2 protein-coding genes and 1 pseudogene are annotated in these 1,579 nt (G+C 67.6%); all 3 read right to left on the reverse strand.

Annotated elements, in window-relative coordinates; translation table 11 throughout:
• A partial coding sequence (gene sigJ / locus DBR20_RS00405; protein ID WP_108264789.1) for an RNA polymerase sigma factor SigJ occupies positions 1 to 795 on the reverse strand: 795 nt, incomplete at its 3' end.
• Between the two features lie 83 nt (positions 796 to 878).
• A complete protein-coding gene (locus DBR20_RS00410; RefSeq protein ID WP_049466772.1) occupies positions 879 to 1,286 on the reverse strand; it encodes a cupin domain-containing protein in 408 nt (135 codons plus the stop codon).
• 34 nt (positions 1,287 to 1,320) lie between these two features.
• A pseudogene (locus tag DBR20_RS00415) lies at positions 1,321 to 1,579 on the reverse strand (carboxymuconolactone decarboxylase family protein); the annotation flags it as partial.

The following is a 1,579-nucleotide window of genomic DNA, read 5'->3' on the forward strand; positions in this document are numbered from 1 at the left end:
ATCGAAGGCCATTGCCGATTCCAGCACGTCGTCGAAGTAGCGCAGCAGCCCCAGTCGGCCATTGATCATGCTCGGCACCATCCGCAGCTGGTCCTTGCGCCGCAGGTGCGGGGCGTACAGCAGCTGTGCGATGCGTGCGCCGCCGACCATCGGTTTCGGGAAGCTGGTGACGATGCCGCCGCCATCGCCGATCAGCACGGCCGATTCGGCCATCAGGGTTTTCATCGTCCCGAAGTCGCCATTGGCGATGGCCTCTGCGAAACGCCGCATCAGTTTCTGGTGCACGTCCTGCGGCACGTTGTAGCGCGGTCGCTCCTGCCGCAGCTGCAGGCGTGCGCGGTGCACGATCTGCCGGCAGGCGGCTTCGGTCTTGTCCAGCGTGCGTGCCACCACGTCGTAATCCTGGTCGAACACATCGTGCAGCAGGAACGCGGCACGCGCGTCCGGTGCCAGCCGCTCCAGCACGTTGAGGAAGGCCACCGACAGATCACTGGCCGTTTCCAGCATGTACTCGGGTGTGCCGGTGTCTTCGGTGAGCAGCGGCTCGGGCAGCCACATGCCGACATAGTGCTCCCGCGTGCGCCGCGCCAGGCGCAGGCCATCGATGGCGCGGCGGGTGGTGGTGGCCACCAGCCAGGCTTCGGCGTTCTCGATGTCCTGCTGGTTGGCGCCATGCCAGCGCAGCCAGACATCCTGCACCACGTCCTCGGCCTCGTGCGAGGAGCCGAGCATGCGGTAGGCCACGCCGAACAGGCGCGGGCGTAGTCGGGTGAACAGTACGGTGGGGTCGTCCATGCCAGCAGAGACGGGACAGGTCCGCCGATTGTGACACCGGCGGACCTGTGGGAGTGGCGGGCACTGCCCCGGACCGGAGGCGGTCAGCGTGGTGGCAGTACCGCCGGCTTGCCGATGTCCTTGATCAGGAACACGACGAATGTCGCCGGCTCGGTCTGGCTGGCATTGCGGCCGACGGTGTGCAGATCGTCCGGGCCTTCATGGAAGGCCTCCCCCGGGCCGAGGGTGACCTCGCGGCCGCCGGCCACGCCCATCACGATGCGGCCCTGCAGCACATAGACGAAGCCGTGGGCGTCGTGCCGGTGCACGGGATCGGCGCCGCCGGGTGGGTACTGCACCGTCAGGATCAGTGCTTCCTTGCCCGGCTGTTCCGGCAACGGACGGGTCATGACCTCGCGCACGATGGGCTCGGGTGCGGTGGGCGGCGGCGTGGCGGCGATGCTGGTCAACGGCAGCAGGGCCAGCAGCGCCAGGGAACAGAGAGAACGCATGGCAGGTCTCCAAGCGGAAAGGGGCAGTCGACGCTCAGGCCAGACCGGCCTTGTCCAGGCCAAAGGCCTGGTCCAGCGAGCCGGGTTGCGTACGGAAGGCGACGTTGGCGCGGTTCCAGGCATTGATCGCCATCACCGCGTAGGTCAGATCGACGATTTCCTGTTCGGACAGCTGGCCGCGCACGCGCTCATACACGTCGTCCGCAACCCCCTGCGCAGGCAGGTGGGTAAGTGCGTCGGTCCACGCCAGGCAGGCACGTTCGCGCGCACTGAACAGGTTCGATTCGCGCCAC

Origin of the sequence: Stenotrophomonas sp. HMWF023, from assembly GCF_003060985.1 — a bacterium.
GTDB classification, from domain to species: domain Bacteria; phylum Pseudomonadota; class Gammaproteobacteria; order Xanthomonadales; family Xanthomonadaceae; genus Stenotrophomonas; species Stenotrophomonas lactitubi.